29 protein-coding genes are annotated in these 21069 nt (G+C 64.5%); 18 read left to right on the forward strand and 11 right to left on the reverse strand.

The features are described from left to right. Positions 1 to 14: 14 nt before the first annotated feature. From GGD66_RS02430 to GGD66_RS02450, 5 genes are all read left to right on the forward strand, one after another. Positions 15 to 1937, forward strand: a complete 1923-nt coding sequence (locus GGD66_RS02430; protein ID WP_183256783.1) for an FAD-binding monooxygenase — start codon at positions 15 to 17, stop codon at positions 1935 to 1937. Between the two features lie 170 nt (positions 1938 to 2107). Further along, positions 2108 to 3124, forward strand: coding sequence for an SH3 domain-containing protein (locus GGD66_RS02435; protein WP_183256784.1), 1017 nt, complete (start codon positions 2108 to 2110; stop codon positions 3122 to 3124). A gap of 212 nt (positions 3125 to 3336) precedes the next feature. After that, positions 3337 to 3564: a hypothetical protein gene (locus GGD66_RS02440; RefSeq protein WP_244550826.1), complete on the forward strand. Its 228-nt coding sequence runs from the start codon at positions 3337 to 3339 to the stop codon at positions 3562 to 3564. Between the two features lie 267 nt (positions 3565 to 3831). Further along, a complete protein-coding gene (locus tag GGD66_RS02445; protein WP_018322958.1) occupies positions 3832 to 4038 on the forward strand; it encodes a hypothetical protein in 207 nt (68 codons plus the stop codon). 71 nt (positions 4039 to 4109) lie between these two features. After that, a complete protein-coding gene (locus tag GGD66_RS02450) occupies positions 4110 to 4430 on the forward strand; it encodes a hypothetical protein (protein ID WP_092262007.1) in 321 nt (106 codons plus the stop codon). Between the two features lie 14 nt (positions 4431 to 4444). Here the strand turns inward: GGD66_RS02450 and GGD66_RS02455 are convergent, their stop codons facing one another. The 3 genes from GGD66_RS02455 to GGD66_RS02465 all read right to left on the reverse strand — a co-directional run bounded on the left by GGD66_RS02455 (position 4445) and on the right by GGD66_RS02465 (position 6211). Further along, positions 4445 to 5014 carry a TetR family transcriptional regulator gene (locus tag GGD66_RS02455; protein WP_183256785.1) on the reverse strand — a complete coding sequence of 190 codons (570 nt, stop codon included), beginning with the start codon at positions 5012 to 5014 and terminating at the stop codon, positions 4445 to 4447. After that, on the reverse strand, positions 5014 to 5358 hold the full coding sequence (locus tag GGD66_RS02460; RefSeq protein ID WP_183256786.1) for a multidrug efflux SMR transporter: 345 nt from the start codon (positions 5356 to 5358) through the stop codon (positions 5014 to 5016). The genes GGD66_RS02455 and GGD66_RS02460 overlap by 1 nt, the downstream gene beginning before the upstream one ends. Positions 5359 to 5545: 187 nt before the next feature. Beyond that, positions 5546 to 6211, reverse strand: coding sequence for an O-methyltransferase (locus tag GGD66_RS02465; RefSeq protein WP_183256787.1), 666 nt, complete (start codon positions 6209 to 6211; stop codon positions 5546 to 5548). A gap of 97 nt (positions 6212 to 6308) precedes the next feature. Between GGD66_RS02465 and GGD66_RS02470 the strand changes: the two genes are divergently transcribed. Further along, positions 6309 to 6941, forward strand: a complete 633-nt coding sequence (locus tag GGD66_RS02470; protein ID WP_183256788.1) for a TetR family transcriptional regulator — start codon at positions 6309 to 6311, stop codon at positions 6939 to 6941. A gap of 45 nt (positions 6942 to 6986) precedes the next feature. Continuing rightward, a complete protein-coding gene (gene pdxY / locus GGD66_RS02475; RefSeq protein WP_183256789.1) occupies positions 6987 to 7805 on the forward strand; it encodes a pyridoxal kinase in 819 nt (272 codons plus the stop codon). Positions 7806 to 7810: 5 nt separating this feature from the next. Here pdxY and GGD66_RS02480 read toward each other — a convergent pair whose 3' ends face one another. Then, positions 7811 to 9115 carry a hypothetical protein gene (locus tag GGD66_RS02480; protein WP_183256790.1) on the reverse strand — a complete coding sequence of 435 codons (1305 nt, stop codon included), beginning with the start codon at positions 9113 to 9115 and terminating at the stop codon, positions 7811 to 7813. A 333-nt stretch (positions 9116 to 9448) separates the two neighbouring features. Between GGD66_RS02480 and GGD66_RS02485 the strand changes: the two genes are divergently transcribed. The 4 genes from GGD66_RS02485 to GGD66_RS02500 all read left to right on the forward strand — a co-directional run bounded on the left by GGD66_RS02485 (position 9449) and on the right by GGD66_RS02500 (position 10791). After that, positions 9449 to 9613 (forward strand): Flp family type IVb pilin, encoded by a 165-nt coding sequence (locus tag GGD66_RS02485; RefSeq protein ID WP_028144887.1) that lies wholly within the window; start codon positions 9449 to 9451, stop codon positions 9611 to 9613. Positions 9614 to 9676: 63 nt separating this feature from the next. Then, positions 9677 to 9931, forward strand: coding sequence for a hypothetical protein (locus GGD66_RS02490; protein WP_246784235.1), 255 nt, complete (start codon positions 9677 to 9679; stop codon positions 9929 to 9931). 172 nt (positions 9932 to 10103) lie between these two features. Then, positions 10104 to 10352, forward strand: a complete 249-nt coding sequence (locus tag GGD66_RS02495; RefSeq protein WP_179730619.1) for a hypothetical protein — start codon at positions 10104 to 10106, stop codon at positions 10350 to 10352. 292 nt (positions 10353 to 10644) lie between these two features. Beyond that, complete coding sequence (locus GGD66_RS02500; RefSeq protein WP_183256791.1) at positions 10645 to 10791, forward strand: hypothetical protein; 147 nt, start codon at positions 10645 to 10647, stop codon at positions 10789 to 10791. 18 nt (positions 10792 to 10809) lie between these two features. Here GGD66_RS02500 and GGD66_RS02505 read toward each other — a convergent pair whose 3' ends face one another. Further along, positions 10810 to 11370 (reverse strand): bifunctional transcriptional activator/DNA repair enzyme AdaA, encoded by a 561-nt coding sequence (locus GGD66_RS02505; protein WP_092262073.1) that lies wholly within the window; start codon positions 11368 to 11370, stop codon positions 10810 to 10812. 125 nt (positions 11371 to 11495) lie between these two features. Between GGD66_RS02505 and GGD66_RS02510 the strand changes: the two genes are divergently transcribed. Both GGD66_RS02510 and GGD66_RS02515 read left to right on the forward strand, forming a co-directional pair. Beyond that, positions 11496 to 11918, forward strand: a complete 423-nt coding sequence (locus GGD66_RS02510) for a nuclear transport factor 2 family protein (protein ID WP_183256792.1) — start codon at positions 11496 to 11498, stop codon at positions 11916 to 11918. 80 nt (positions 11919 to 11998) lie between these two features. Then, positions 11999 to 12919, forward strand: a complete 921-nt coding sequence (locus tag GGD66_RS02515; RefSeq protein WP_183256793.1) for a DMT family transporter — start codon at positions 11999 to 12001, stop codon at positions 12917 to 12919. 7 nt (positions 12920 to 12926) lie between these two features. Here the strand turns inward: GGD66_RS02515 and GGD66_RS02520 are convergent, their stop codons facing one another. Next, a complete protein-coding gene (locus GGD66_RS02520; protein ID WP_183256794.1) occupies positions 12927 to 13277 on the reverse strand; it encodes a zinc ribbon domain-containing protein YjdM in 351 nt (116 codons plus the stop codon). A gap of 115 nt (positions 13278 to 13392) precedes the next feature. Beyond that, positions 13393 to 13566, reverse strand: coding sequence for a hypothetical protein (locus GGD66_RS02525; RefSeq protein WP_177237474.1), 174 nt, complete (start codon positions 13564 to 13566; stop codon positions 13393 to 13395). Between the two features lie 390 nt (positions 13567 to 13956). Here GGD66_RS02525 and GGD66_RS02530 point away from each other — a divergent pair, with 390 nt between their 5' ends. From GGD66_RS02530 to GGD66_RS02545, 4 genes are all read left to right on the forward strand, one after another. Continuing rightward, the gene (locus GGD66_RS02530) at positions 13957 to 14604 is read left to right on the forward strand and encodes a cell envelope biogenesis protein TolA (RefSeq protein ID WP_183256795.1); all 648 of its coding nucleotides are present in this window, start codon (positions 13957 to 13959) and stop codon (positions 14602 to 14604) included. Between the two features lie 162 nt (positions 14605 to 14766). Beyond that, on the forward strand, positions 14767 to 15303 hold the full coding sequence (locus GGD66_RS02535) for a helix-turn-helix domain-containing protein (RefSeq protein WP_183256796.1): 537 nt from the start codon (positions 14767 to 14769) through the stop codon (positions 15301 to 15303). A 250-nt stretch (positions 15304 to 15553) separates the two neighbouring features. Next, positions 15554 to 15835: a hypothetical protein gene (locus tag GGD66_RS02540; protein ID WP_018322975.1), complete on the forward strand. Its 282-nt coding sequence runs from the start codon at positions 15554 to 15556 to the stop codon at positions 15833 to 15835. 410 nt (positions 15836 to 16245) lie between these two features. Further along, positions 16246 to 16791 carry a hypothetical protein gene (locus GGD66_RS02545; protein ID WP_018322976.1) on the forward strand — a complete coding sequence of 182 codons (546 nt, stop codon included), beginning with the start codon at positions 16246 to 16248 and terminating at the stop codon, positions 16789 to 16791. A gap of 157 nt (positions 16792 to 16948) precedes the next feature. Here the strand turns inward: GGD66_RS02545 and GGD66_RS02550 are convergent, their stop codons facing one another. Both GGD66_RS02550 and GGD66_RS02555 read right to left on the reverse strand, forming a co-directional pair. Next, on the reverse strand, positions 16949 to 17950 hold the full coding sequence (locus GGD66_RS02550; RefSeq protein WP_183257139.1) for a hypothetical protein: 1002 nt from the start codon (positions 17948 to 17950) through the stop codon (positions 16949 to 16951). A gap of 115 nt (positions 17951 to 18065) precedes the next feature. Further along, on the reverse strand, positions 18066 to 18860 hold the full coding sequence (locus GGD66_RS02555) for a transglycosylase SLT domain-containing protein (RefSeq protein WP_183256797.1): 795 nt from the start codon (positions 18858 to 18860) through the stop codon (positions 18066 to 18068). A gap of 149 nt (positions 18861 to 19009) precedes the next feature. Between GGD66_RS02555 and GGD66_RS02560 the strand changes: the two genes are divergently transcribed. Then, positions 19010 to 19480, forward strand: coding sequence for an SMI1/KNR4 family protein (locus tag GGD66_RS02560; RefSeq protein WP_183256798.1), 471 nt, complete (start codon positions 19010 to 19012; stop codon positions 19478 to 19480). A gap of 172 nt (positions 19481 to 19652) precedes the next feature. Here GGD66_RS02560 and GGD66_RS02565 read toward each other — a convergent pair whose 3' ends face one another. Together GGD66_RS02565 and GGD66_RS02570 are read right to left on the reverse strand one after the other, a co-directional pair. Then, positions 19653 to 20168 (reverse strand): ParB N-terminal domain-containing protein, encoded by a 516-nt coding sequence (locus GGD66_RS02565; protein ID WP_183256799.1) that lies wholly within the window; start codon positions 20166 to 20168, stop codon positions 19653 to 19655. Between the two features lie 287 nt (positions 20169 to 20455). Further along, positions 20456 to 21025 carry a hypothetical protein gene (locus GGD66_RS02570; protein WP_183256800.1) on the reverse strand — a complete coding sequence of 190 codons (570 nt, stop codon included), beginning with the start codon at positions 21023 to 21025 and terminating at the stop codon, positions 20456 to 20458. Positions 21026 to 21069 lie beyond the last annotated feature (44 nt).

Consider the following 21069-nt stretch of genomic DNA (forward strand, 5'->3'; position numbering starts at 1 on the left):
GACGGGAGAGGCTCATGCAATTCCATCTGAATGGATTTCAGCCGGGCGACCCTGACATCGCCGACCCCGCCGAGCGCGTTCAGGCCCCGGGCGCGGCGGGCGCCGTGCCTGGCGAGGTCGATGTCCTCATCGTCGGCTGTGGTCCTGCGGGCCTCACGCTCGCTGCCCAGCTCGCGCAATTCCCCGACATCAAGACCTGCATCGTCGAGCAGAAGCCGGATCGCTTGCTGGTCGGGCAGGCCGATGGCATCGCCTGCCGCACCATGGAAATGTTTCACGCCTACGGCTTCAGCGAGCGCGTGCTGAAGGAGGCCTATTGGGTCAACGAGACGACATTCTGGAAGCCGGACGAGCGCCTGCCCGAGACCATCGTCCGCAGCGGAAGGGTGCAGGACGTCGAGGACGGCCTGTCCGAATTCCCGCATGTCATCCTCAACCAGGCGCGCATCCACGACGGCTTTCTCGACGTGATGCGCAAATCGCCGGCCAAGCTCGCCCCACATTACAGCCGCCGCCTGCTCGACCTCGAGGTCGATCCGGACGCGGGTCCGGCCGACCATGCCGTGACCGCGCGCCTCGAACGCGTCGATGGGGGAAGCGAGGGCAAGGTCGAGACGATCAAGGCGCGCTATGTCGTCGGCTGCGATGGCGCGCGCAGCACCGTGCGCAAGTCGATCGGGCGCGAGCTGCATGGCGATTCCGCCAACCACGCCTGGGGCGTGATGGACGTGCTGGCGGTGACCGATTTTCCGGACATCCGCTTCAAGTCGCTGATCCAATCGGCGAAGGACGGCAGCCTGCTGATCATTCCGCGCGAAGGCGGCTACATGGTCCGCATCTATGTCGAGCTCGCCAAGCTCGATGTCGGCGAGCGCGTCGCCAGCCGCAACATCACCGCCGATGACGTGATCGCGAAAGCGCAGCGGATCCTGAAGCCCCATACGCTGGACGTGAAGGAGATCGCCTGGTGGTCGGTCTACGAGATCGGCCAGCGTCTCACCGACAAGTTCGACGACGTGCCGGAAGCGGAGATCGCAACGCGCCTGCCGCGCATCTTCATCGCCGGCGATGCCTGTCATACCCACAGCCCGAAGGCGGGGCAGGGCATGAACGTCTCGATGCAGGATGCCTTCAATCTCGGCTGGAAGCTTGCCGCCGTCATGCGGAAGCAGTGCGCCCCACACCTGCTGCATTCCTATTCGGCGGAGCGTCAGGCGGTTGCGAAAGAGCTGATCGATTTTGATCGCGAGTGGGCGGGGATTCTGGCTTCGTCAGCAAAAGCGGGTGGCGCCGACGCCGCCAGGACTCAGGACTATTTTGTCAGGCATGGCCGCTACACCGCGGGCACGGCGACACATTACACGCCATCGATCCTCACCGGTGCAGCCTCGCATCAGCACCTCGCGCAAGGCCTCGTCATCGGCAAGCGCTTCCATTCCGCCCCGGTGATCCGGCTGGCGGATGCCAAGCCGTTTCATCTCGGCCACGCCGCGCAGGCTGATGGCCGCTTCCGGATCTATGCGTTTTCGCCTGCTGAAAATCCCGCAGCATCGGACTCGGCCATTCGTAAATTGTGCAGTTTTCTCGCGGAATCCCCGAAATCTCCGATCCGGCGATACACGACCCGAAGCTCCGACATCGACAGCGTGATCGATCTGCGCGCGGTGTTTCAGCAGGATCATCGAGAACTCGCGATCGAGGCGATGCCGCCTATGTTGCTTCCGAGCAAAGGCCGTTACGGCTTGTCCGACTACGAGAAGATGTTCTGTCCGGACTTCAAGAGCGGGCAGGACGTTTTCGCCATGCGCGGCATCGATCGGAAAGCCGGCTGCATGGTCGTGGTGCGCCCGGACCAGTATGTCGCGAACGTGCTGCCGCTCTCTGACTTTGCCGGGCTTGCATCGTACTTCGACGCGTTCATGTTGCAGGTCAACTGATTGCAGTCGACTGACGGTCCGCCAGCGCCGCTTACGCGTTGCGTCGATGAATGGCAGATGAATATTGAACCGCGCGCGGCATGCGTTTCAATCTTTCGATGGATGGGCGCGCCATGCGCGGAACGCCTGTTCTGCCCGCGCGTTCCGACTCGAAAGAGGAGGAACACGCCATGACATTCAAGAGCGTTTTGGTTGCCGCATTGCTGCTCGCGCCAACAGCCGCATTGGCCGCGCCGGGCATCGTCACGGTCTCGACCGGCCTGCGCGCCGGGCCGGGTTCAGGCTTTCCCCTGGTCGATCGCATCCCCGGGGGCGCCCGCGTCAACATCCATGGCTGCCTGCGCGGCAATGCCTGGTGCGACGTCAGCTTCTCCGATGATCGCGGCTGGGTGTCGTCGCAATATCTCGAATATCTCTATCGCAATCACTACGTCTATCTCCCCGACTATGTCGACCAGATCGATGTGCCCGTCGTTCCCTTCGTGCTGACCTCGTATTGGTCGAGTTACTATGGGGGACGTCCCTGGTATCGACGCCATGCCTATTGGAATAACTACTGGACCTCTCATCAGAGCGTCGCGACGCGGATGACGATTGATCTGCGTGCTGCCCGCATCGGCCGCGCGGCAACGCGCGACGCGGCGATCGCACTCGAACGCAGCGGCGTGCGCGGCAAGGGAGCCGCCGCGATCTCAACGCGCGACGCCGCGACTACACAGCGCGATGCGGCGATCGCGAAGCGCGACGCTGCGATCGCGAGGCGGGACGCTGCGGTCGCCAAGCGCGGCGCTGCGGTTACGCCCGACCGGACCCGCGTAGGACCAAGTGAGCGCATCGCGCATGAGCGGACCAATGTGCAGACCCGCAATCCGCGTGATGCACAAGCCCGCATGATGCGTGAGCAGGCCCCGACCCGCGCCCCGGTGCGCGCGCAGCCGATGGCCCGCACGCATGAAGCGCCGCGTGCGTCGGCCGCGCCTTCAGCACGTCCCGCGACGCCGCATGTCGCCCGGCCAAGCGTGAGCCATGGTTCGCCGATGAATGCCCGTGCGCAGATGCCGGCGCCGCGCGCGGCCGCGCCTGCCATGCCGCACGGCGGCGGGGGTGGTGCTCCGCATATCAATGCCGCCCCGCGTGGCGGCGGCGCCCCGGCAGGCGGGCCCGCCGGCGGACATCAGAAGCACTAGCTTCGCAAGGAAAAGCCCGGCCCTGATGCCGGGCTTTTTCTTCGCCGTGCCGAGGCCTTTACAATTTAAGTCAGATCTTCGCGGGCAGATTTCATCGATCGTAACATGTCTACCCAAAGGTGTAAGCATCCACTCGGGGCAGCGGGGCACGGGAGGATGATATGAGACAGAGCCAGGCGGAGACGCGCCGCCAAAATGTCGCGAAGCGTTCGATGACGAAGGAGGCCAAACAGCTGACCGGCCTGATTGCCGGGCTGCGCGAATCCCTCGAAGGGATCCACAAGGAACGGACGAGCACAAAGCTCACCGGCGCCGAGATGGGCATGCTCGACGAGCGTCGCAACAACCTGCTGCTCACCATCGCAGCCCTCGACGACCGCCTCTCCGCGGTGCAGGGGCTGATCGATCTCGGCCGACCCCACATCATCCGCGTGCACTAGCGGGGGCTCGGCCAGGGGACGCTCGGTTCCGTTGCTGCCGTGACGGGCCGCCCCCGGCGGTCGATCCGGCACGCCATGGTCCAGCACGGCTGGTAGACGGCCCCGTCGTCGCAGGGAAAACCTGCGGCGGGCCGGAATCGCATCCCAGCGGGGCACGGCTCGACGCCGGTCGCCGGCGCCGATCATCGGCGCCATGCCTGCGGTTGGCACCAAATTGCCATGCTCCCGGCGAATTGCCGCCAAAGGCCGCTGCCACGAGGAGGCCGGGTGCAGGGCGACGCAAGGGGATGCGAATTGGCCTACAAGATGGTCGCAGAACGCGACAACGAGAAGTACAGTTTCGCCCGCGAGAGCCGGCTGCTCATCGTGGCGAAGGCGAAGGTGTGGGCGAGCGAGGGGTGGCGGGTCGTCATCACCGACCAGGACGGCAAGGCCTACGCACCGCCGGAGTTCGATCAGCTGTCGGCGGCGTGACCGAAGGGCGGGCGAGGGGACGGCATTTGAGATCGCTGTTTCGACCGGGGCGCGATCGGATCGTGCCCGTGATGACTTTTGCAGCCGCCGCTGTTCTGACGGTGACGGTCGCCGCCGCGCAAAATCTCGACGCCGGCAAGCCGCCCGCAAAGCTCTTCGCTGAGGGCTGCGCGACCTGCCATCGCAGCCCGCGCGGCCTTGCCAAGGGTCGCTTCAGCCTGACGTTAACCTGGTTCCTGAAGGACCATTACGCGACCAGCTCGGACTCGGCCAAGGCGCTCGCGGCGTATCTTGAGTCAGTCGATACTCCGCCGCCGCGCGCTGCGGCCAAACCCGCCAAGAAGCCCGCCCGGTCCGCACCGCATCCGCCCAAGCCGGTGCAGAGCCAGTAGGGCGTGCGAGGCCGCTATCTGCGCCGATTGGTCTGCGCGAGCAGCCGTGCGTGCACGGCGCGTAGCTCGGCGCTCATCCGCGTCTGTCCCGTCGTGACATAGGAGAGCCATGCGCCGTCGGCGGCCAGACGCACGATTTGCAGATCGGGCGCGTCGTCGGTCGTGCGATGACGCTTCAGGCGCGCCTTGATCCAGTCGTTCCAGAGCCGGCGCAGCGGCGGATCGGTGACGACGACCATGCTCAACGCCGCCCATGGGGTCGCGAAGCCGAAGGCCTTGCCGGTGAACACGGCATTCACATAGGCCCGCGTGAAGCGGCCGCGAGGCTTCGGATCGGCTTCAATCGCGGCGTCGATCTCGGTATCGACGCGCGCGAGCAGGTCGGCAAACAGGCCCTCGATCAACGCCTGCTTGCTGCCAAAGTGGTGAAACAGCCCGCCCTTGGTGACGCCCGCCGCCACTGCGACCGCCTGCACCGTGACGCCGGCGACGCCGTGGTCCATGGCGATCGCCGCGGCACAGTCGAGCAGGGCGCGCCGGACCTGCTCCGGCCGCTTGGCGCGGGTGTAGCGGCTTTCCGCCATCAATGCACACTGGCCTGCGAGAACAGGTTGATGACCACGACCCCTGACACGATCAGCGCGATGCCCACGAAGGCCGCGGCGTCCAGCATCTGGCGGAACAGCACGAAGGAGACGGTCGCCGTCAGGATGATGCCGACCCCGCCCCAGATCGCATAGGCGATGCTCAAGGGGATGACGCGGATCGCCACCGACAGCGCATAGAACGAGGCGACATAGAACAGGACCATCGCCAGCGTCGGCCACGGGCGGCTGAACTGGGCGGATTGCTGCAGGAAGGCGGACGCCGTGACCTCGAGAACGATGGCGAGGGCGAGCGCTGCGTAGGCACTGAAGGCGGAGGTCATGGTCAGCTCCGGCGGGGCGATAGAAAGATACCGCGCGGTAGGTATGTTTAGCACGCCGTGTCCGGCTTTGGCCAGGACGAGGTATCACGTGTGCGTGACGCGGCTGCGACACCCGGCAACGCAGCAGGACGCCGCCGCGCGATAAATCGCGCAGCGGCTTCAAGCTTTCGCGGCATTTCGACCGGTGTCAGTTGATCCGCACGGAGAGCTCGACGTCGTCGGCGAAGGGCGTGGACATGAAGCCGCTGCCGGGCGCGCGCACGCGCGCCAGATAGTCCGGGCTGTCGTCCGCATTGTCGGCGACGATGATCGCACCCGGTCCGAGATGGCCTTCCAGCAGATCAAGGATATCCGGATAGAGCGCCTTGGCGCCGTCGAGCAGCACGAGGTCGATCGCATCGGGCAGATCGGCGCTGAGCGTCTTCAGCGCGTCGCCTTCACGGATTTCGACCAGATCGATCAAGCCGCCAGCGATCAGGTTCTCCCGCGCCCGCGCGGCCTTGGACGGCTCGAACTCGCTCGTGATGAGGTGGCCGCCGCCATTGTCGCGCAGGCCTGCGGCAAGGTGCAGCGTCGAGATGCCGAACGACGTGCCGAACTCGACGATCACCCGGGCGCGGGAGCTGCGTGCCAGCATGTAGAGCAGGTGGCCTGTCTCGCGCGAGACCGCGAGCGGTACGTCCTTCAGGCGTCCGTAGAGGTCGCGATAGTCGGTCTTGCTGCGCATCAAGCGCGCCCGGTCTGCGTCGGACAAATCGGCGACGGCGGCCCGCGTTGCGCCGTTTGCTGCCTCGGCCTCGTCGAACAGGCGGTCCAGCAGCGGCGCAAGCGATGTGATGGTCGGGGTGGTCATATGAGATCTCCAGAGTTGGCGAAGAAACGCGTGCTTGCGTGCCGAGTGAAATACGACTAATTCGTCGCATTTCCTATTCGCATTGCCTGAGTGAGCCATGGCCGATCGTCGAAGCCGTTCAATTTCTTCACGAAAACAGCCGCAACAGGCCCGCTCCAGCGAGCTTGTCGCGGCCATTCTCGATGCTGCTGTTCAGGTCCTGACCAAGGAGGGCGCGCAGCGTTTCACCACGGCGCGGGTGGCGGAGCGGGCCGGGGTGAGCGTCGGCTCGCTCTATCAATATTTTCCGAACAAGGCCGCGATCCTGTTCCGCCTGCAAAGCGATGAGTGGCGGCGCACGAGTGACCTCTTGCGCGGCATCCTCGAAGACCGGGTGAAGCCACCGCCGGCGCGGCTGCGCGAGCTGGTCCATGCCTTCATTCTGTCCGAGTGCGATGAGGCCGCGATCCGCGGCGCGCTCAGCGATGCCGCGCCGCTCTATCGCGACGCGCCCGAGGCGCAGGACGCGCGCGCCGCCGGCGAGGGGATCATCGCGGCGTTCATGCGGGAAGCGTTGCCCAAAGCCTCCGAGGCGACCCGCGCGCTTGCCGGCGAGTTGATCAAGACGACGCTGAGTGAGGTCGGCAAGCGGTTTTCGGAGACGTCGCGCAGCGAGGCCGAGATCGCGCGTCATGCCGACGGGCTGGCCGACATGTTCTGCGCTTACCTCGGCGAGCTGGCGCGACGCTGAGGCTACTCTTGCCACACACGACGTTTGACCTTACGGACCTCTTTCATGCTCGTGATCTCCATTCAAAGCCAGGTGGTCCACGGCCATGTCGGCAACGGCGCGGCCGCCTACGCCATCCAGGCGGAGGGCGTGAACGTTGCGGCGGTGCCGACGACGCTGCTGTCCAATCATCCGCGCTATCCGAGCCTGCGCGGGCGGGTGCTGGAGACAGAGCTCGTTGCCGATCTTCTGACGGGCGTGGAGGAGCGCGGTCTGGTCGATGAGGCCGCCGTGCTCGTCACCGGCTATCTCGGCTCACCGGGCAACGCTGCCGTCATCGCCGATTTCGTCGAGCGGGCGCTCACGCGGAATTCCAAGCTCGTCTATCTCTGCGATCCCGTGATCGGCGATGATGGCAGCGTCTATGTCGCCGACGGCATTTTGGACGTGGTCCGGCACCGGCTGCTGCCGGCAGCGAAGCTGGCGACGCCGAACCAGTTCGAGCTCGAGCTGCTCTCAGGCCTCAGAACTGCGGATGCGCAGGGCCTGCGCGCGGCGTGTGCGGCGTTGGCGGGGACCGGCCGCATCGAAATCGTCGCCACCGGCTGCACGCTCACCGATACGCCCGAAGGGCAGGTGGAGACGATCCTGTGCGCCGACGGGCAATTGTCGCGCTTTGCGACGTCGCGCCTGCCGATCCGCCCCTACGGCACCGGTGATCTCCTCACCGGCCTGATCGCCGCGCATCTGGCCAAGGGGCAGGCGGCGGAGGCCGCGGTGCGGCTTGCGGTCGAGACCATCTTTGCGGTGCTCGTGCGCACGCAGGGCGCCGGCACGGCCGAGATGCGGCTCGTGCCGCTGCCGACGCTGGGGCGCGCGCCGTAACGGTCTCAGGTCGCGCGCTTGCCGGTCGATTGCGCCGATTTCTGTGGCTTGGCCGGGCTCTTCTGCTCGCGCGCGGCCTGTGCCTTTTGGGCCTTTGACGGCTTGGCGCTCGCAACAGTCCGCGTCTTCTTCGATTTGGCGCTGGCGACTTCCTTGCGCTCGCTCGTGCCACGCTTTGAGATGTATTCAGCGCCGTCGACCGGGCCGACATGCGGCGGATCGCGGCCGAGATAGGGCCGGCCGATTCCGTAGGCCTTGCCGTTGGCGTCGACCCACTTCCACAGAATTTCCGTCGAGACCCAGCGCTGCGCGCGGTTATTGCCCTGGGTGCTGACAATATCCGCCGCCATGCCATGGCCGTAGCCGCCGCGCGTGCTGCCGCCGTGATAGGAGCGGTCGGAGGCGGCCTTCAGGCCGCTCGCGATCGACTGGCGATAATCGTCACGGAACGCGCTGGTGATGCCGGGCGAGAGGCCGGCGGCTTCCGCAGCGAGCAGCGTGCGGAACAGCTTCCGCTTGAAGCTCTTGTCCATGCCGCCGATGACGTAGTCCATCATCGACATGCCGGCGTGCTCGGCGGCCTTCGGATCCTTCCAGGTGAAATCCTGGTCGACCAGCTTGGTGAAGCTGCGCATCACCGTGACCGTCTTGCCCTTGCGCTTGATGGTGACGGCGCGGCGCTCCTGGACCTTGATCGAGTCCTCTTTTGCGGTGCGCTGATAGAGCGTCCAGAGGTAGCGGTCGATGCAGGCATCCATGACGAAGCATTCGTCGAGCACGGCGACGGTGTCGGCCGGCGGCGATGCCTTGCTCGCAGGCGTGACGGGGCCGCTCGCGATCGCCGCGGGGGACAGCGCGTCGGTCGTCACGATCTCGGTTGGATCGGCAGATGCGAGCTTGGCGGGCGCCGGCGCTGCAACTGGAGCAGTCTCGCTGATGACGGGCTCTGGTTCAGGCGATATCTGCGGCGCGGGCGGCGTCTCCGTCGGAAGGATCAGCGCCGGATCTGCCGAGGCGAGCTTGATGGCGGGAGGCTCGGGCACCGCTTCAGTGATCATCGGGGCCGGGGCCGCAGCGACGGCAGCCGCGATGTCGGCGGTCAAGGCGATGCCGTCCTCGATCGTCGCAGCGTGCGGCACGTCCGCGAGGTCGAGCCGGCTGAGATCTTTCGCGCGCGACACGGCAGCGGCATTGGCGCCGCTGTTCTCGATGAGGGCAGGGGCATAGGCGGAGAGGGAAAGTGCCAGCCAGCCGGCGAGAACGGCCGAGGGGCACGCGACCGCCACCAGAAGAGACCGCCGATCGTTCATGATCCCTGCCTCCAAACGGTTCTGTTCGGACACGCTCTGTCGGAACAGTCATGATGCAAAAACAATCTTGCACGGAAAGGCACGCAGCGCCTCGATTGTTCGGAGGACCGTGTGGCGACGCAATGGCGTAATTCGGTGAAATCGGGCTTTTCGCGGAGGTGTTGCCAAGCTGCAACGCGAGTTCCCACCGTAGTTTTCAAGGGAATCGTCGGCAAATGCAGCGTTCATTGTCGTCAACTTGAAGTCATTGGGTTTACTCAATCTTGGATTGTGGTCGCGCAGTTCTCGCCTGCCGGCCGTTCCGGCAGAGTTGGGAAGGACACGATTGTGAAGTTGAAATGCAAATGGGCTGAATTCGTCGCCGATGAATCCGGCGCCACCGCGATCGAATACGGCCTGATCGCAGCCGGCATCGCGCTCGCGATCATCGAGATCATCTATGCGCTCGGCACCAATCTCGTCGCAAAGCTGCAAGCGCTGGCGACCGCGTTGAAATAGGGCGTCGCGCCACGGCATCGATGATGGGGTGCGGAGCGGGCATCCCCGCTTGATGAGGGCGTCTTGCCTGACGCGTTGCCGCAACTTTGCTGCGGCTGGCGCGTTTGGTCGGCCATGACGCATTCCTCGCTTCGTCCCATGGACGCCTTCGATCCCACCGAACCCGCCATCCTGCACGATCGCCTGACGGATACGATCATCACCTGGACCGCTGACCAGGCCGACGATTACCGCCAGGCCAGCCGCCCGGGCGAGGACGGAACCGTGGCCTGGAAGGCCTATCTGTTCGATGGCTGGGGCAATGTGCTCGGTGGCTGAGCACCGTCCATAAAACCGTCATGTCGCGGCCGGCGGTGATTCGGCCAACGCCTTGTACGCATTAAACATATCGCCATGCATAACACGCGCTGTTGCAATGCAACAAAGCATGTCGCATTGCAGCAAAGCGCGCCTAAATATACTCCGACTTTTCCACTCAGGAGCATCACCAATGAACAAGAAGACTCTGTCGATCGCCGCCGCCATCCTGACGATCGCGGGCAGCACCGCGGCCTTCGCCGCCGAACTGCCGACTTACGAGACCAACGGATTTCCGGTCTCGCCCTTGCAGGTTCGCGTCCTCGGCGCCGCGCATGTCGAGCAGCAGACCGCTGCGCCGACCACGCTGGCCTCGGTCCACCAGGCGAAGGCGCTCAGCCCGCGCAAGGTGAAGACCGCGACCGTTGGCGTGGCCCACTAAGCTGACATCGTGAACGGCAGATGGGTTCCGCGGAGAGGCGGGACTCATCTGCATCACGTGATCGAAATCGACGCTGCTCGCGCATCGCGCATCGTGCAAATGTCTCGGCACGATGAATTGACACCGATGCGCTGATTGAGAATCCGGCCGCGAACAAGTTCGCGTGAAGTGCCGGTGATGTATGCCCGTTCATAACGGACTTGATCCTTTTAACAGTTGCTTTGCACGTCGGGTTGCTTGATGCGGCCGCCGCATTGTTGCGGCCAATTTTGAAATCATAATGGAGGCCATTATGCCCGTTGCGCAGAAAGTCGTTGCCCCCACCACGTCGCCGCGTGCGTTCATTCTCAAGCAGACAGCTTTGTTCGCCGCCGCCGCTTTGTTCGTGTTCGTGCTGAGCCTGACCTCCGGCCTCGATCTCAGTCCCGGATTTTTCTGAGCGATCTTCCGCCGTGCGCTAAGCTCTCCGCGCGCGCAGGCTTGACGGCGCGCGGCCGTAGAGCTCGGCGAAGGCGGCGTTGAATCTGCGCAGGCTGCCGAAGCCGGCCTGGAATGCGATATCGGTCATGCTGTCGTCGCCGGCATCGAGCAGGCGCTTGGCGCGCTGGACCCGCAGCGTCCTGGCGAGCTGATGCGGCGTGGCGCCGACGTGGCGCTCGAACAGGCGCGCCAGGTGACGCGAGGAGATGCCGAGCCGCATCGCCAGGTCGACCACCGAGCCTTGGTCGAGCGCGCCGTCATCGATCAGCTTCATGGCCCGCGCCACCGTGGAGCGCGTGCCGTTCCAGGCCGGGCAGAACGGCGCGGTTTCGGGCCGGCAGCGCAGGCAGGGCCGGAAGCCGGCGGCCTCGGCCGCCGCCGCCGTCGGATAATAGGCGACGTTGCGCGTCAGCGGCTGCTTGGCCGGACAGACCGGGCGGCAATAGATGCCCGTGGTCTTCACCGCCGTGAAGAAGCGGCCGTCATACCGGGGATCACGGCGCAGGCGCGCGGCGTTGCAGACATCGAAGCTCAGCATGGCCGGATCATAACGCATGAGGGCAGCGGCGGAAGGGCTGCGGGATGACCGAGTCCGATTGTGGCGAGCTGCAAGGCGCATCGCGGCCTAGAAGGCGCCCCTCAACGAAAACGAGGAAGCGCATCATGTCCAGCCCAAAAGATATCGTCCTGAACGCGTGGAAGATCTTTTCGACGCGCGATGCCGAGCGCATCGCCGCATTGTTCACCGATGACGCCGAATGGATCGCGCCGAAGGGCAATGCCACCGCCGTCGCGCTCGATCACACCGACCACATGGTGGGACCGCACCAGATCGCGCGCTTCATCGCGCAGGAGATGCACAGGATGTTCTCGAACATCGATATCGCGTTCCGCGGCGTCCATGCCGACGGCGATGTCGTGATCGTGGAGGAACGGATGCGCGCCACGCTGCCCGGCGGCAAGCCCTACGAGAACGACTATTGCTTCGTGTTCACGGTGGCGGGCGACCGGATCCGGCAGGTGCGGGAATACATGGATACGCGCAAGGGATGGCAGATGGTCTTCGAACAGGAGGCTGATGCGTGAGCCCCACAATCACCGCCGCGTGCCAGCCCTGCAGCCGCGTGGGTTGAGCCGATATACGCGCTGACATAAGGCTTGACCCCATGGACCAGCGAACGAGCGGCGCCGACGCTCTATCTCAGAACCAGATTGCGGCGCCGGCACTGCTCGGCGTCACTTGCGGCCTTGCCGCGGCGCTGTTCTGGGCGCTCGGCTTTGCCGCCACGCGGCATGGCCTCAAGCTCGGCTTCACGCCGGTCGATCTCCTGGTGCATCGCTATGTCTGGTCGGGGATCGCGTTCCTGCCGCTGGTGTTCCGCGCCGGCATCTCCGATCTCTGCGGCATCGGCTGGAGCAGGGGCCTCGTGCTGATGGTGCTCGGCGGCCCCGTGATGTCGCTGATCTCCTACACCGGCTTCCTGTTCGTGCCGCTCGGCCATGGCAGCGTGATCCAGCCCTCCTGCGCGACGCTGGGCGGCCTGCTGCTCGCGGCGGTCGTGCTGAAGGAGCACATCTCCGCCTCGCGCCTTGCCGGCGCGGTCGTCATCGTCGGCGGCCTCGGCGTGATCGGCGCGGAATCGATCGGCCATATCGGGGCCGACGGCGTGCTCGGCGATTTGATCTTCGTGCTCACCGGATTGATGTTCGCCGGCTTCGGCGCAGCTCTGCGCCACTGGCGCGTCTCGGCCGTGTCGGCTGCGCTGGTGATCAACGTGCTGTCGCTGCTGCTGCTGCCGGTCTACATCGCAACCGTCGGGCTCGCCCACGTTGCGGCGATCGGCGTGACCGAGAACGCGATCCAGGCGCTGGCGCAGGGCGCGCTCGCCGGCCCCGCCGCGCTCTATCTCTACGCCGTCTCGGTCCAGCGCCTCGGCGTTGCCCGCGCGGCGGTGTTTCCGGCCTGCGTGCCGGCGCTGACACTGCTCACCGGCTGGCTGCTGCTCGGCGAGCCGCCGACGATGCTGCAGGCCGCGGGACTGGTGACGGTGCTGTGCGGGTTCTATCTGGCGCAGCGGCAAAGGTAAGCGCGAGCTACGCCTTCTTCACGAACTCCGACTTCAGGTTCATCGCGCCGATTCCGTCGATCTTGCAGGCGATGTTGTGGCCGTCGCTGGCGTCCTGCAGGCGGATGTTGCGCACCTTGGTGCCGCCCTTCACCACCGAGGAAGAGCCCTTGATCTTGAGATCCTTGATCACGATGACGCTGTCGCCGTCAGCGAGCACATTGCCGTTGGCATCGCGCACGCCCGCGTCCTGCGCGGTGTCCGCCGCCGCCTCCGCCGCACCGCTCCATTCATGGCCGCATTCCGGGCAGACCCAGAGATCGCGGTCCTGATAGGCGTGCTCGGAGCTGCAGGCGGCGCATTTCATCGTGTCGGTCATGGCAAGTCTGGTCTAACCCTTCGCTCGTCTCAACGCTTCGTTCGCGGCGCGACCGTAGGGGCAGGATTTGGGAAAGCAAGCGAAAGCTGCGGCCTGCGACGCTGCCGGTGCGATATCACCGAAACAGCGCGACGAAGATCACGTAGAACCAGCCCAGGATGCCGTGGATGATCGCCCACAGGATGGAATGGTTGTTGGTGTAGGAGATCGCGATGGCGAGCGCCGAGCCGAAGCCGACGCCGTATTTCGCGCCCTCGACGCGGACGCCGTAAGAGCGATTGCCGTTCATGGTGATGCCTCCGTGAGTCGTTGACGGGCGCGAGCCTATGCGGTTGCCGCGATCCTGGCGACCGGCTTGATCCATGAGGCAATGTCGCCCTTGCGAGTTGACTGCCTCAACACCTCCGACACATCGAATCGCGAAAACAACCCCATGCACAGTAGAGACAGCCTTGATAAGGCTCGTGTTTTCGGTTGTGCCGAATAATGTTCTGATGCGTCGGGCAAAACAGTGGCATGATGCGATGGTGCCGCTCGTCCGCGAGGCGCTTTGAGCGGAGTGCGCAGCACGGATGGAGCGCAAGCGTAATCCGGGATTTCATCCTTCCGAGACAAGACCCGGATTGCGCTTCGCTCCATCCGGGCTACGCTGCGCCGGCAGTCGAGATAACGGGACCACATGCCGGCAAAACCGAAACGAAAACTGAAGACCTACCAGACCTCGCTCGGCTTCTATGACCAGGCCATCGCCGCGCCCTCGATGAAGGCGGCGCTGGAGGCCTGGGGGGCCAGCTCCAACCTGTTCCATCAGGGCGCGGCGAAAGAGACTGACGATCCCGATATCGTCGCGGCGACCATGGCAAAGCCAGGCGTCGTGCTCAGGCGCCCCGTGGGATCGGACGGGCGGTTCACCGAGAGCGCCGAGCTGCCCACCGATCTCGTCGATGACGACGCCAGGCCCAGACGCAAGGCCAAGAGCAAGACGCGATCGACGAAGGCTCCCTCCAAGGCCGCCAAGAAATCATCCGGCAAGATCGACGATCAGCCCGCCCGCAAGGCGGCTGCGGCATTCGAGAAGGAGGAGCGGCGGCGCGAGGCCGAGCGCCGCAAGGAGGAGGCCGTCCGCGTCAAAGAGCGCGCGCGCCGCGACAAGGCGGTCGCCCTCGCCGAGGCGGCGCTGGACAAAGCGAGACGGGAGCACGATGCGAAGGCGGAGGAGATCGACGCCGAGCGGGCCGCGCTGGATGAGCGCGCGGCGGCGGAGGAGGCGCGTTGGGACAAGCAGCGGGCGAAGCTGGAGCAGAGCCTGCGCCGCGCGCGGGAGTAGGGCCTTGCTACGATCCAAGAGATCGCGAGAGCAATTCCTTTACCATGCCATCCAGTCCCGGCTGAGGCGGCTGCCGGTTAGGAGTTGCAGGAAAGTTCTGCGCTATCTTCGCCCCGATTTCGGCAGCGTTGGAAACGCCGCCGCAAGTTTTCGGGAGCTGTCATGAGCGATCATCGCGCCGCAGTCAGGCATCACACCTTGCGCACCGGCATGGTCGAGTTCGACAACGGCACCGGCAGCATCGTCAGCGTGCCCTGCACGATCCGCGATGTTTCCGGCACCGGCGCGCGCGTGGCTCTGAACAGCTCGGCATGGGTGCCGGAGCAGTTTTCGCTGATCTTCTCGAACGGTCTGCGCAAGGGCTGCCGGCTCGCCTGGCGCAAGGAGCGGCTGATCGGCGGCGCGTTCGCGGACGGCTATGCGAGCGTGGACGAGCAGGCGGCCATGATGACCGCGGACGAGCAGGCCCGGCACCGGCTCGGGATCGGCGCGCGCGTCAAGGCCGCACGCGAGACCCGCGGCTATACCGCGGCCCAGCTCGCCGAGCGCCTCAGCGTCACCCCCGCCTTCGTGTCGCAGGCAGAGCAGGGCGAGGCGGACATTCCGCTGTACCAGCTGATGCACATCGCCGATCTGCTGATGGTCAGTCTCGACGGGCTCGTGGCGGGGCCGGTGCCTGAGGATGTTGATGCGGGGTAGGGTTTCGCAAGCCTCCCGTAGCTCGGATGGAGCGAAGCGCGATCCGGGATGTTGCCACCGGATTCACTGGTCCCGGATTATGCTGCGCTCCATCCGGGCTACGCGCGCTGAAGCGCCCAAGCGCGCGCCTCGTCGCTGAGGAGCCCGCTCTAAGCGGGCGTCTCGAAGCATGGCCGCAGAAAAAGTCGCGCGAAATTCGCTTGCCTTGCCCCGAGTCCTTTTGCACTCTTGCCGCGAAGGAGACCACCGCATGACAAAAATGACCGCCGCCTGCGCGCTCGGAACTGCCCTGGTGCTGAGCAGCCTTGCAACATCAGGCGCGGAAGCGCGGACGCGGAAAGCCGTCGTCGTTCGCGCCCCGCAAGAGCGGCTCATCGTCACGGCGCCGGTGCTGAGGCCGACGCCGTGGGATTACAATGTCGTTCCGCGCTATCGCTATCGCCCCGAGGACGACAAGGTCGACCCCTACGGCCCGCCGCTGGTGCCGTCCTATGTTCGCTATGAGGGATGGCGCTGGCCGTATTGGTGGTAGTGATCGACGCTTCGTCCTTCGTAGCTTCGTAGGGTGGGCAAAGGCGCACTTGCGCCGTGCCCACGTCTTCTCCTCGATCAGCCAAGACGTGGGCACGCTTCCGCCTTCGCTCGTCGAGCTACGGCGGACAAGTCGCTTTGCTCACCCTACGGCACTGCGCGTGCGGCGGCCCTCGATTCCGCCACGCTCGATTGGGGCCCGGCTCGTGCAGCAATTCGGACCGGTTCATTTGTCTTTGACAGGTCCGGAGCTTGAGAAAACGACATCTCCTCCAACTGATACGCCGATAAGTTGAAGTTTGATTGCTCGTCATCTCTGCGTGCAGAGGTGGCGATAGGGAAAAAATGGCAAAGTGGAGACTGTCAAGAGTACATCGAGGTAGAACGACACTTATCCCCGTAATAAACCCGATGCTGTTTGGGGTTCTGGGCGTATCGGGAGGATCAGTCGTGGCAAGTGTTGAACAATTGCACAGACGAGAGGGAGTGAACTTGGTCCAACTCGAAGCGGACATCACGTCGATCCGCTCGGGAAGCTCCATTACTTCAATTAATTTGCCTGATTACGTCGAGCACACCGCGGGCGTGTCGCGCGTCGGTGCGCTCAGTGCAGAGGCGGTCGTTCGCGACTATGAGTCCGCTGCAAAAGAGATCGAGGCCATGGGCACCGAGTTGATCGACGCCGCGCGAAAATGCGAGGCGCTGACGGCCCAGGTTCATGATGCGATCGCCTTCATGCGAGAAACGGCGGCGGGGTATCGTGAAGAGGGACGGAAGATCTTCCAACGCATCGAAGAATGCGCGCTGTTCACCGAAGACGTGCGCAAGACCTGCGAACAGGTCAAACGCAGAATGGCTGGAGTCTCGTTTGGCCCATCTTCCGATGAGGAGCTTGCGCCGCAAGATCCCGAGCTGACGGGGATCGCGGCCAAGGTGACGATGAGCGAGATACGGTAAGGCGAGCGGAGAGCATAGTAGCTTCGTAGGGTGGGCAAAGGCGCACTTGCGCCGTGCCCACGTCTTCTCCTCGATCAGCCAAGACGTGGGCACGCTTCCGCCTTCGCTCTTCGAGCTACGGCGGACAAGTCGCTTTGCCTACCCTACGGCAGCTCGCTCACCAATCCGGATCGCCGTAATAAGGATCGTAGGGCGGCGGCATCCACGGGCCTCGCGGCGGCGGCCTCGGCCGCCGTGGCGCGGCGTCTGGTACGTGCGCCCGGGCACGCGCAGCCGCATCGTTGTTCACACTGCGCACGACGGGCTTGGCGGCTGCAGAGGCGGATGACGCCGGTGACGCGGTCAGTTGCGTTTGCAGCGCCTGGACCTGTGCGGCGAGGCGCGCATTGTCCGCCGCATCCTTCTCTTGCGCTGTCTTGAGCTGTTGAATGGTGTCGGCCTGCTCGCGCAGGGTCTGCTCGTTGCGGCTTTTCAGTTGCTCGAGCTTGCCGTTGATGCTCGCAAGCTCGCTCGTGATGGCCTTGAGCGATTGCGCCAGCTCCGATGACGACGCCTCAGGCGCCGCGGCGCCGGACTTTGGGGCGCTGTCCGTTTCCTTGGGCACTGGCGGCGCGGCCACCGGGCTCGGCTCATCCGCAGCAGCCAGCAGCACGACGGGCGGCTGCACCGGGTTTTCCGCCGCGGGCGCCTGCGGGGGCGTGCTCGCGGCCGGCGGAGCCCATCGCGCCATGATCGACTGGCCGATCGATTGGGCCTCATCGCGATATTGCGAAGCGACGGCGGCACCGAGCAGGGCGATCGCCAGCACGAGAATGACCAAGGCGCGCATCATGGCCGGATCTTTCTTCAAGCCGCGATCGCGACCCCCGGTATTCGGAACGTAGGGGCTCGGAACCCTGGCATCGGGCTTCGGCGCCTCGTCTCCGGGAGTGGCGGCTGCCGCCGGCGCGGCGCTTGCACGTGAGGCCCGCGGGCTCTCGCTCTCGCGTTCCATTCCGGAAACCAGTCGGTCCAGCCGCGCCAGGTCCTGCTCCGCGCTCTTGATCCGGTCGTAGGCCTGCGCGAACCCGCTATCGCGCGCCTCGTCCGGCTTGGGGGCATCAGGCTTGCTGGTGTCAGGTTTGGGGTCGTTCGTGTCAGGCACCGATGCGCTCTCCATCCGGTCGGGCGTCAATGGGAGGCAGTCCGATCAAGAAGGATAGGTCTCGCCGCTATCCAACACAACGCGCGTGCAAAGGAAAAATTATGGCGGGACGGGAGCGGGGCTGTGCTCTTCAATGATCCTGGTCCGCCGCCAGCCGCGCAAACTGCCGTTTCATCGCATTGACCCGGCCGACATAGCCCGCGACGAGATGATCGCCGCAGCGTGTCCCCGCGATCATCACAAACTTGCGCCGCGCATAGGCCGCGGCGGGACCTGCGCCGCAGAGATGGATGAAGGCGGCCAGATCCTGCTTCTGCTGCGCGCTCGCTTTCACGTCGCCCGCGAGCGTGAGGACCAGCGCCACCTGGCGGTCCAGATACACCGAGGTCAGCTCGATGGCGTGGCTCGGGACCGCGCGGGTGTAGGGGAAAGGAGAGCCGCAGCCGGTCTGCGTGACCGCATTGCCGCGGACACAGAACCGCGCGGCCTCCGCGAAGGCCGGATCGGTCATCTGGAAGAGGCCGACGGCGCTGGAGGCGGGCTTGTAAATCGCCAGCGGATTAAAACTCCACCGCCAGCGCCAATAGGTGCGCGCCACCGGACTGCCCGAACTCTCCACCTGCGCCAGCGCGGCCAGCAATTCCGGCGTGATCGTCGCTGTGGAAAGCTTGCGGAAGAGGGGACCATAGCTCGCCCAGGTCTCGGCCGGCTCCTTGTCAAGGGCGTGACCGGCGACGACGAAGAGTTCGGTTGGCTTGCGGAAGATCTGATAGGCGATGTTGAGGAGCGCGAGGGCTGCCAGAAGGATCAAGACGCTGCCCGTGATCCGGACCGTCCGCGGCGCGCGCGCAAACTTCTTTCGCGCCCACTGGACGCTCCGCCGGACACTGCGAAGGCGGAGGAGGAGCTTGCTTTTCCTTGGCATGGGCGCTGTGGGCGTAAATCGCGGAGACAATGATGCATGGCGCCACCATCAAGACATGAAGACCATGCAGCCGGGATCACGTAGCATAGACAGAGCGCTCGGCCCCAGTGGCGGCGACTGCATGACCACGGGACAGGACGCCTAGGCCCATGAACTATCTCGATCTCATGGACAACCGACGCCCACCGGCGTCCGCCGACGCCATCCGCGCGCTGGAACAACATATCGGCGCGCCGCTGCCCGCGCCCTACAAGGCGCTGCTGGCGCAATCCGACGGCGGGGGCTTCGAGCCCTGCGGCGTCGAGCTGCCCTGGCGCAACGACCGCACCGTTCTGGACCTGCTGTTCACGACCCATCCGACCGACAGCTACGGCGTCATCGACAATTACGACATGTATCGGAGCATGAACCGAATCCCCCGCCTGAGCTGCCCCTTCGCGCCCGATCCCGGCGGCGACCTGTTCCTGCTGAGCCTCGAGCCGGACAGCTATGGCCACGTGTTCTACTGGGAGCACGAGCGTGAGCCGCCGGACGGTGGCGAAGAGTTCGCCGATTTCGCGAATACGAACCAACTGGCGCCTGATCTTGAGAGCTTTATTCTCGGGTTGGGGGAGGCGTGAGTTCGGAGATTAGTCCGCAAAGATCAGACCCAAGGAGTTGAGTGCACTGTCACTGAAATTTGGTAGCCCGGATGGAGCGCAGCGCAATCCTGGATGTTGCCACAGGATATACCGCCCCGGATTTCGCTGCGCTCCATCCGGGCTACGCGCTCCATGTGCTAATTGCCCGCCATCAATAGCGGCCGCCGCTGCCCTTTTGCTGCGTGATCCAGGCCGACAATGATTTCGGTGCCACCTTCCCAGTCCGGCCCGGTGATGCCTTCGGATTGTCGCGGACGCCTTTCGCCAGACGGGTGCGCGGCGCTTCCGTTGCGCCAGCGCCCTTCAAGCTAGCCGTCGATGCCTCCGCGGCTTCCTTTTCCAGGCGCAGCTGTTTCAATCGCGCCATCTTGATGCGTTCCGCCTCGACTTCAGGTCTTTCGGCGAGCAGCGGCTTGGCTTGAGCAAGCTCTGCCGGGACCAGGACACCGAGAATGGTCGTCTCGCCGAGCGCCTTGCAGGCCTCTAACCGATGCAGTCCCTCGACCAGAACGAGGCGGTCTCCGTCGAGCCTGATGGAAATGGGCTCCTGTTGTCCGATCTCCATAATACTTTCCGCGACCTCCGCGACGGTCTCGGGCTTGATGGCCTTCTTCTGCTTCGTGGGAACGAAGATCTTCTCGATCGGGAAGCTTTCCGGTTTGGGCATAAGTTCTACTCCGCTTCTACCGGGCCCGTCGGAACCCATGCCGGTGACGACTGGAGTTTAGGAGGGAAGGGCTCGACCGCAAGGGCAATTTGGAGGATTACGGTGTGCACTTAATCAGGGCCGCATGCGAAAGTTAGCCGAAGTAGCCGATCCGGCGATAGCAAACGAATTTAGTGCACTGTAACCGTAATTCGTAGGATGGGTTGAACTCTTGCGAAACCCATCATGCATCGTCATCGGTGGACGGATTGATGGGTTTCGCAAGGGCTCAACCCATCCTACGCGCCCTAGTTCACGATACCAATATTTGTGAAAGTCAAACGACTTGCGGAAATTTTAGCGCCGATGATCGCGACAAGGTCATGTTCGTTCTCTGCGGGCCTCAGGAGCCGATCTGTTTCTACAGATAATTTGGTGACTAGAGAATCGTCCTGTAGCAAGCAATGGATAGGTTCGCTGGAAATTGTATTTTCGAAGTGCTTCTGTTGCGCTGGCGGCGGCATCGACAATGCATCTAGAAGGGTTTTGATCCGATTATCAATATCCCCGCCTTCGCCGATCAATTGACCTGGTGCTTGCCTTCGCAGGAAAATGATGTCGAGTTCGCACATCAAATCTAAGCGCTTCGAAACCAGGGGTGCAAAGACGGTCGCGCCGCGCGTTTCTAGAATTCCGATTTGACTTGCTGGGATATCATATTTCTCCTTTAGCATCTTTTCTGCCTCACTTCTTAGAGGCGAGTGCTGCCAAAGCTCGCGGATTTGAGGAGCGAGAGCGGTCCGGATCGCATGGATGTCGACAAGGCTAGCCCGCTGCCTTGGTGCAATCGGACCTTCGTAGAGAAGTCGAAACTTCATCGTTTGCTCGCCCGTGACGGGCACCTTTGCAACTGAACGTTTCC

This window comes from Bradyrhizobium sp. CIR48, assembly GCF_014198315.1.
In the GTDB taxonomy this organism is placed as follows: Bacteria; Pseudomonadota; Alphaproteobacteria; order Rhizobiales; family Xanthobacteraceae; genus Bradyrhizobium.